General features: G+C 67.6%; 7 protein-coding genes. 4 read left to right on the top strand and 3 right to left on the bottom strand.

What is annotated here, in order from left to right; all coding sequences use genetic code 11:
• Positions 1-28: 28 nt before the first annotated feature.
• From mctP to FNH08_RS38245, 3 genes are all read right to left on the bottom strand, one after another.
• The gene (gene mctP, locus FNH08_RS38235) at positions 29-1,663 is read right to left on the bottom strand and encodes a monocarboxylate uptake permease MctP (RefSeq protein ID WP_322726160.1); all 1,635 of its coding nucleotides are present in this window, start codon (positions 1,661-1,663) and stop codon (positions 29-31) included.
• Positions 1,660-1,947 (bottom strand): DUF3311 domain-containing protein, encoded by a 288-nt coding sequence (locus FNH08_RS38240; RefSeq protein WP_152776124.1) that lies wholly within the window; start codon positions 1,945-1,947, stop codon positions 1,660-1,662. Before FNH08_RS38240 ends, mctP begins: the two co-directional genes overlap by 4 nt.
• A 212-nt stretch (positions 1,948-2,159) precedes the next feature.
• Complete coding sequence (locus tag FNH08_RS38245) at positions 2,160-2,924, bottom strand: GntR family transcriptional regulator (protein WP_152776125.1); 765 nt, start codon at positions 2,922-2,924, stop codon at positions 2,160-2,162.
• 406 nt (positions 2,925-3,330) lie between these two features.
• Between FNH08_RS38245 and FNH08_RS38250 the strand changes: the two genes are divergently transcribed.
• The 4 genes from FNH08_RS38250 to FNH08_RS38265 form a co-directional block, all read left to right on the top strand.
• Complete coding sequence (locus tag FNH08_RS38250) at positions 3,331-4,632, top strand: sugar ABC transporter substrate-binding protein (protein ID WP_322726161.1); 1,302 nt, start codon at positions 3,331-3,333, stop codon at positions 4,630-4,632.
• Between the two features lie 135 nt (positions 4,633-4,767).
• Entirely contained in the window at positions 4,768-5,793 is a 1,026-nt protein-coding gene (locus FNH08_RS38255; RefSeq protein ID WP_322726162.1) for a carbohydrate ABC transporter permease, read from the top strand.
• Positions 5,790-6,683 (top strand): carbohydrate ABC transporter permease, encoded by an 894-nt coding sequence (locus FNH08_RS38260; protein WP_322726163.1) that lies wholly within the window; start codon positions 5,790-5,792, stop codon positions 6,681-6,683. The genes FNH08_RS38255 and FNH08_RS38260 overlap by 4 nt, the downstream gene beginning before the upstream one ends.
• An 8-nt stretch (positions 6,684-6,691) precedes the next feature.
• Positions 6,692-8,112, top strand: a 1,421-nt coding sequence (locus FNH08_RS38265) for a glycoside hydrolase family 3 protein (protein WP_152776127.1), incomplete at its 3' end; no start/stop codon positions are given.

Here is an 8,112-nt window from a genome sequence, read left to right on the forward strand (position 1 = left end):
CCCCGTCACCCCCGCCCGCGGACAGCCGCTAGTGGGCCGACCCCGCCGTAGCCGGAGGCAGCTCCACCGCGACACCCGCGTCGCCCGCGTCCGCCGTGTAGTCCGACGGCTTCGTCTCGTCGACACCGTCGGGCGCCTTGACCGCCCGCAGAACGAAGGTGAGCACCACCGTGACGACCACGTTCAGCACGAACGCCGTCAGACCGATGTAGCCCATCTCGCCGAGCCCCGGAATCTCCGCGTTGGAGCCGCCGAAGTGCTTCTGGGAAGGGTTCGTAGGCGAGGCGATCCCGTACGCGGCGACCGTCCCGTACACCATGCCGACCGCCCAGCCCGCGAGCAGCGCCCACCGGTGGAACCAGCGCGTGAACAGCCCGCCGACGAGCGCCGGGAAGGTCTGCAGGATCCAGATGCCGCCCAGGAGCTGGAAGTTGATCGCCACCGTCTTGTCCATCGTCAGGACGAACACCAGCGCGCCCACCTTCACCAGCAGCGACACCAGCTTCGAGACCTTGGTCTCCTGCGCGGCCGTCGCGTCGGGCTTGATGAAGTCCTTGTAGATGTTGCGGGTGAAGAGGTTCGCGGCCGCGATCGACATGATGGCCGCCGGCACGAGCGCGCCGATGCCGATCGCCGCGAAGGCCACACCCGCGAACCAGGCCGGGAACATGTTCTCGAACAGCTGCGGGATGGCCAGCTGCCCGTTGGTGACCTTGACCCCGGCCGCGATCGCCATGAAGCCCAGCAGCGCGAGCAGGCCCAGCATCAGGGAGTACAGCGGCAGGATCGTGGTGTTGCGGCGGATCACCTCACGGCTCTTCGAGGACAGCGTCGCCGTGATCGAGTGCGGGTACATGAAGAGCGCGAGAGCCGAGCCGAGGGCCAGGGTCGCGTACGTCCACTGGCTCGCCTCGGCCGGGACCAGCGCCCCGCGCGGCTTCTCCGTCACGGGGTTCACCTGCGAGAACGCTTCCCCGGCCTTGGTGAAGACGTCGTCGAAGCCGCCCAGCTTGATCGGGATGTAGATGATCGCCACCGCGATGACGATGTAGATCAGCGTGTCCTTCACGAACGCGATCAGCGCCGGGGCACGCAGACCCGAGGAGTACGTGTACGCGGCCAGCACACCGAAGGCGATCAGCAGCGGCAGGTCCTTGACGAACCAGTTGGTGTTCTCGCCGCCGCCGACGCCCATCACGTCCAGCACGGCCTGGATACCGACCAGCTGGAGTGCGATGTACGGCATCGTCGCCAGGATGCCGGTGAGGGCGACCGCCAGCGACAGGCCCTTCGAACCGAACCGGCCGCGCACGAAGTCCGACGTGGTCACGTACCCGTGCCTGTGGGACACCGACCACAGGCGGGGCAGGAACGTGAAGATCAGCGGATAGACCAGGATCGTGTAGGGCACGGCGAAGAAACCGGCCGCGCCCGCCGCGTAGATCGCCGCCGGGACCGCCACGAACGTATAGGCGGTGTACAGGTCGCCGCCGAGCAGGAACCAGGTGATCCAGGTGCCGAACGACCGTCCGCCCAGGCCCCATTCGTCGAGACTGTCGCTCTCGGCCCGGCGCCAGCGGGCGGCCAGGAAGCCCATGACCGTGACGGCCAGGAAGAAGAAGATGAAGACGGCGAGTGCCACGCCGTTCACGCCGTCGTTCACGCGTCCGCACCGCCCTTCGACGTGGCGCGGGCGCGCTGATCGCGCTGGTCACGCTGCCACAGCTTGTACGCGGTCGCGGTGAGGACCGTGGAGATGAGCACCCAGGCCATCTGGTACCAGTAGAAGAAGGGGATGCCGATGAACGCCGGGTCCGTCTTGGCGTACGAGCCGACCCAGAGCATCGCCACGAACGGGGCGAGCAGGCAGACGGCGATGACCACCCGCATCGGTGTCACCCGTACCGGTGTCCCCACCGGCGGTTTCACTTCAGGCGCATCTGACATGTGGCGGCTCCGTCCCCTCACTGATCACCTGTGCGACGCGCAGGAAATGTAAGGGACGTTTTCGCCGTACGGAACCCCCCGTCCGGATATCGGATGCGGAGGTTGTGTGCTCACCGGTGGTGCGCATCGGGTGGTCCTCCCGTCCATGCGGAGACGGGAGGACCGTAAGGCAGGAACAGCCGTTGCGCTACACCGCGTGCACCTCAACCGGCTCAGTCCTGTGGCCGCTTGAGCCGCGCCACGAACTTGTACCGGTCACCTCGGTAGACGGACCGCACCCACTCCACCGGCTTGCCCTCCCCGTCCAGGGAGTGGCGGGAGAGCATCAGCATCGGCAGGCCGACGTCCGTGCCGAGGAGGCCGGCCTCGCGGGGCGTGGCCAGGGACGTCTCTATGGTCTCCTCGGCCTCGGCGAGGTGCACGTCGTACACCTCGGCCAACGCCGTGTAGAGGGACGTGTACTTGACCAGGGACCGGCGCAGCGCGGGGAAGCGCTTGGCGGACAGGTGGGTGGTCTCGATCGCCATCGGTTCGCCGTTCGCCATGCGCAGCCGCTCGATGCGCAGCACCCGTCCGCCGGTGGTGATGTCGAGCAGCCCGGCGAGCGTGTCGTCGGCGGTGATGTAGCCGATGTCGAGGAGCTGCGAGGTGGGTTCGAGGCCCTGGGCGCGCATGTCCTCGGTGTACGAGGTGAGTTGGAGGGCCTGGGAGACCTTCGGCTTCGCGACGAACGTGCCCTTGCCCTGGATGCGCTCCAGCCGTCCCTCGACGACCAGCTCCTGCAGGGCCTGTCGCACAGTTGTGCGCGAGGTGTCGAACTCGGCGGCCAGTGTGCGCTCCGGCGGTACCGGCGTGCCCGGCGGCAGGGTCTCCGTCATGTCGAGGAGGTGCTTCTTCAGGCGGTAGTACTTGGGCACGCGCGCGGTACGGACGGTCGTTCCGCTCTCGTTCTCCGCACTGCTGACGTCGGTGCTCATGCTCCGCCTTCCCGGCTCCCTGTGCCGACGCGACCGATGGATCTCGGTCACGGCTCACATCGTGGCACGGCTTTCCGCGCGGGTGTCCCCCGCGCGCCCCGTGATCCCCTCTGTATACCTTCGCGCTTCTCGCTGGTCTAGTCCACCGCATTTAAATGGTCTACCCGAAGTGCGCAGGCGTGGCCTGCTGATTTCGCCGGTTTCTTACTTAAAGGTTCCTGCATATGTAGGTCGCATAACGGCTGGTGAGAGGCCACTCCAGCCCCCTTGACAGGCCATTTGGTCTGAGCCAAGCTCTGCGCACTGGTCTACACCATTGGTCCAGTGTCCCGGCCCCACGGGCAGTACTTCGTCGTATGTCACCGCGGTGGGCAGGGGGGTTCGTGGCATCCCTGAGGAGGGTGGCGTGAAGCGCAAGCTGATAGCCGCGATCGGTATCGCGGGCATGATGTTTTCGGTCGCGGCGTGTGGGGGCGGCGACAGCGAGTCGGCCAAGGATCCGAAGGACCGCAAGGGCGATCTGACCGTCTGGCTCATGACGGACGCCCAGAGCACCTGGCCGGAACTGGTCAAGCAGGCCAACACCGAGTTCAACAAGAAGTACCCGGGCGTCAAGGTCAAGATCCAGTACCAGCAGTGGAGCGACAAGACCAAGAAGCTGGACGCGGCCCTCGCCGGCGACTCGTTCCCCGACGTCGTCGAGCTCGGCAACACCGAGACGATGACCTACATCCTCAACGGTGCCCTCGGAGAGATCGACGCCAAGAAGTACGACAACTCCGACACCTGGATCTCCGGCCTCAAGGACACCTGTAGCTACGAGGGCAAGCTCTACTGCGTGCCCTACTACGCCGGTGCGCGCGTGGCGATCTACAACAAGCCCATGTTCAAGGCCGCCACGGGCAGCGACGCGCTCCCCGAGACCGAGACGGCCCTGACCAAGGCGCTCGACAAGGTACAGAAGAAGTACGGCAAGAAGGACAAGGCCTTCTCCGCCCTCTACCTGCCGGGCCGCTACTGGTACGCCGCGATGTCGTACGTCGCCGCGTACGGCGGCAAGATCGCCGAGTACGACGAGTCCGCCAAGAAGTGGAAGGCCACGCTGTCCTCTCCGGAGGCGCAGGAGGGCATCCAGCACTTCGTCGACCTGGTCAAGAAGTACAACCACGGCGACCAGACGAAGGACGAGCAGGACCACGCCAACGTCATGGCGAACGAGAAGGCGGGCCTGATCTACGGCAACGGCTGGGAGGCCGGAAGCGTCATCGACCCGGCGGCCAACGGCAACCCCAAGCTGAAGGACAAGATCGGCACCGGCGCCATGCCCGGCCCGAACGGCAAGACGCTCCCGTCCTTCATCGGCGGTTCCGACCTGGCCACCATCTCCAAGTCCAAGAACCAGGACCTGGGCGAGTACTGGATCTCGCTGTTCACCAACGAGAAGTCGGAGGCGGCCCTCGCGGCCAAGAACATCCTGCCCAACAACACCAAGCAGCTGGAGCCGCTGAAGAGCAAGCCCGAGACGGCGCCGATCGCCAACGCCGTGCCGGACGCCTGGTTCACCCCCATCGCGCCGGGCTGGGCCGCGGTCGAGAAGAAGGAAACGCTCGAGCTGATGCTGCTCGACATCCTCAAGGGCAAGTCGGTCGAGGAGGCCACCAAGGCCGCCGACAAGGAGATCGACGGCCTGATCAACGAGGCCTCCTGATCTCGACATCGACGAGGTTTCCTGACCTCGACGAGGTCGCCGATCCGTCGACGGGCCGTCCCGACCCGGCCCGTCGACGGACGGTCCTGACCCAGTGACCTCCTGAATCACCCAGGCGAACGGAAGGCCAGCACAGTGAGCGCCGCCGACATGAAAGCAGCCGACCCTCCGGTACCCGTCCCTCGGAAGCCGGGTCAACCGGAGTCCGGAACCCCGGCGAGTCCCTCCGGCCCTCCGGACAGCGGACCGGCCAAGGGGACCAGAAAGCGTCGTGTGGGCCCCCTTCTGCCGTACCTGCTGATCGCCCCCACCATCGTCGCGCTGGCCGCCGTGTTCGTCTGGCCCCTGATCAAGACCGTGATCATGTCCTTCCAGGACGTGGGCAGACGTGAGCTGTGGACCGGGGAAGCGGCACCCTGGGTGGGCTTCGACCAGTTCACCGACATCTTCGGTGACGGCGAGTTCTGGGACGTCGTCTGGCGGACCGTCCTCTTCATGACCGTCTGCGTCGTGGCCACCATGGGCCTCGGGCTGTTCCTCGCCCTGTCGATGCAGCGCATGGCGAAAGGGGTGCGCCTCGCCCTCACCGGTGCCCTCGTCGCCGCCTGGGCCATGCCCCTGCTCGTCGCCACCTCGATCTTCCGCTGGTTCGCGGACTCCGACTACGGCGTCCTCAACATGGTGCTGACGAAATACCTCGGGCTCGACTTCCGCGGGCACAACTGGTGGCTCGACCCCAAGCAGGGCTTCCTGATCATCGGTGCCGTCGTCGTATGGGGTGCCGTCCCGTTCGTCGTCATCACGCTGTACGCGGCCCTCACCCAGGTCCCCAGGGAACTGGAGGAGGCGGCCTCCCTCGACGGGGCCAGTGCCACCGGCGTCTTCCGCTTCGTCACCTGGCCGGTCATCAAGCCGGTCTTCCAGATGATCGCCACCCTGTCGGTGATCTGGGACTTCAACGTCTTCGGCCAGGTCTTCCTGATCCGCGGGAACAAGCCGGAACCCGAGTACAACCTCCTCGGCACCTACTACTACGAGAAGGCGTTCGAGTCGAACTCCTTCAGCCAGGGCGCCGCCATCTCCCTGATCACGGTCCTGCTGCTGTCCGGCGTGGCCGTCTACTACCTGCGTCAGCTCCTCAAGATCGGAGAGGTCGAGTGAGCGTCACCGCACCCAGCCGCGGGACGGTCCGCCCGTCGGGCAAGAGCCCCGCGTACCGCCCCGACCGCAAGACCCGGAGCCGGCACGTCCACAACCTCGTCGGTGTCGTCGCCTTCGTGGTCATGGCCTTCCCGGTCTACTGGCTGGTGATCAGCGCACTGCGGCCGAACAACGAGATCCGCAGCTACGACCAGACGCTGTGGCCCAGCTCCTTCACGCTCGACAACTTCCAACGCGCCGTCGACATGCCGAACTTCGGGTCGGCGATCCAGTCGAGCCTGATCATCTGCGGCACCTCCGTGCTCGGCGGGATGCTCCTGTCGACGATCGCCGCCTTCGCGATCGCCCGCTTCCAGTTCATCGGCCGCAAGGCCTTCATGATGATCCTGCTGGCGGTCCAGCTGCTGCCGCCGACCGCGATGCTCATCCCCATCTACATCCAGCTCAACGAACTCGGCGGGCTCAACCAGTACTGGGGCGTCATCGTCCTCTACCTGGTCTCCTCGCTGCCCTTCGCCACGTGGATGATCCGCGGCTTCGTCGTCAACATCCCCAAGGAACTGGAGGAGTCCGCGATGGTCGACGGATGCAGCAGGATGGGCGCCTTCTGGCGCGTGATCCTCCCGCTGCTCGCCCCGGGCCTCGCCGCCGCCTCGATCTTCTCGCTCATCAACGCCTGGAACGAGTACCTGCTGGCGTACATCGTCCTCCAGGACAACGACAAGTACACGCTGAACGTGTGGCTGATGAACTTCACCACGTCCCGCGGCACCGACTACGGCGCGCTGATGGCGGCGTCCACGCTCATCGCCATCCCCGTCGTCGTCTTCTTCATGTTCGTGCAGAAGAACATGGCCTCGGGCCTGACCTCCGGCGCAGTAAAGGGATGACTCCGCCCATGACGACACTCGCACACGGGGCGGACACCCTGACACGCGACGCCCTGACCGTCCTCCAGCCCGGCTTCGTGGGCACCACCGCCCCCGACTGGCTGCTGCGCCGCCTCGGCGAGGGCCTGGCCTCCGTGGGCCTGTTCGGCCGCAACATCACCTCACCCGAGCAACTCGCCGCGCTGACAGCCCAGTTGCGCGCCGAGTACGACGAGGTCCTGGTCGCCATCGACGAGGAGGGCGGTGACGTGACCCGCCTGGAGGTGCGCACGGGCTCCTCCTACCCGGGCAACCACGCGCTGGGCGCCGTGGACGACGTGGAGCTCACCCGCGAGGTGGCCCACGCGCTGGGCCGCCGCCTCGCGGAGTGCGGGGTCAACCTGAACTGGGCCCCCTCCGCGGACGTCAACGCCAACCCGTCCAACCCCGTGATCGGTGTCCGCTCCTTCGGCGCCGACCCCGACCTCGTGGCCCGGCACACGGCCGCGTACGTCTCCGGGCTCCAGGCCGCCGGCGTCGCGGCCTGCACGAAGCACTTCCCCGGGCACGGCGACACGGCGGTGGACTCCCACCACGCGCTGCCCCGGATCGACGCCGCGCAGTCGGTGCTCCAGGCCCGGGACGTGGCCCCGTTCCGGGCCGCGATCGCCGCGGACACCAAGGCGATCATGACCGCCCACATCCTGGTCCCGGCCCTGGACGGGGACCACCCCGCGACCCTCTCCCGCCGCGTCCTGACGGACCTCCTCCGCAAGGACCTCGGCTACGACGGCCTGATCGTCACCGACGGCATCGAGATGCAGGCCATCGCCGCCACGTACGGCATCGGACGCGGCAGCGCCCTCGCCATCGCCGCGGGCGCGGACGCGATCTGCGTCGGCGGCGGCCTCGCGGACGACGAGACGGTACGACACCTGCGGGACGCCCTCGTCCTGGCCGTTCACTCCGGCGAACTGCCCGAGGAGCGCCTGGCCGACGCGGCGGCCAGGGTACGGAGGCTGGCGGCCTGGACCGCCACGTGCACCCCCGAGAGCGGCGACGGGACTCCGGCCGACATCGGCCTCGTGGCCGCCCGACGGGCGCTGACACTGACACGCTCCACGACGTACGAGCCCGTGAGCGCGCCACCCTTCGTGGCCGCGTTCACCCCGGTCGCCAACATCGCCGTCGGGGCCGAGACCCCCTGGGGTGTCGCGGCGGAGCTGGCCCGGCTGTGCCCCGGCACGGAGACGGCGAGCTTCTCGGGGGAGGAGGCGGGACAGGCGGCCCTGGCGGCCGCGGGCTCCCGCCGGATCGTCGCCGTGGTCCGTGACGAGCACCGTCACCCCTGGATGGGCACGGCCCTCGACACCCTCCTCGCGGCCCGCTCCGACACGATCGTGGTCGAGATGGGCATCCCCCAGTCCCCACCCCGAGGCGCCTGTCCTTT

It is taken from the genome of Streptomyces spongiae, from assembly GCF_009377185.1.
In the GTDB taxonomy this organism is placed as follows: Bacteria; Actinomycetota; Actinomycetes; order Streptomycetales; family Streptomycetaceae; genus Streptomyces; species Streptomyces spongiae.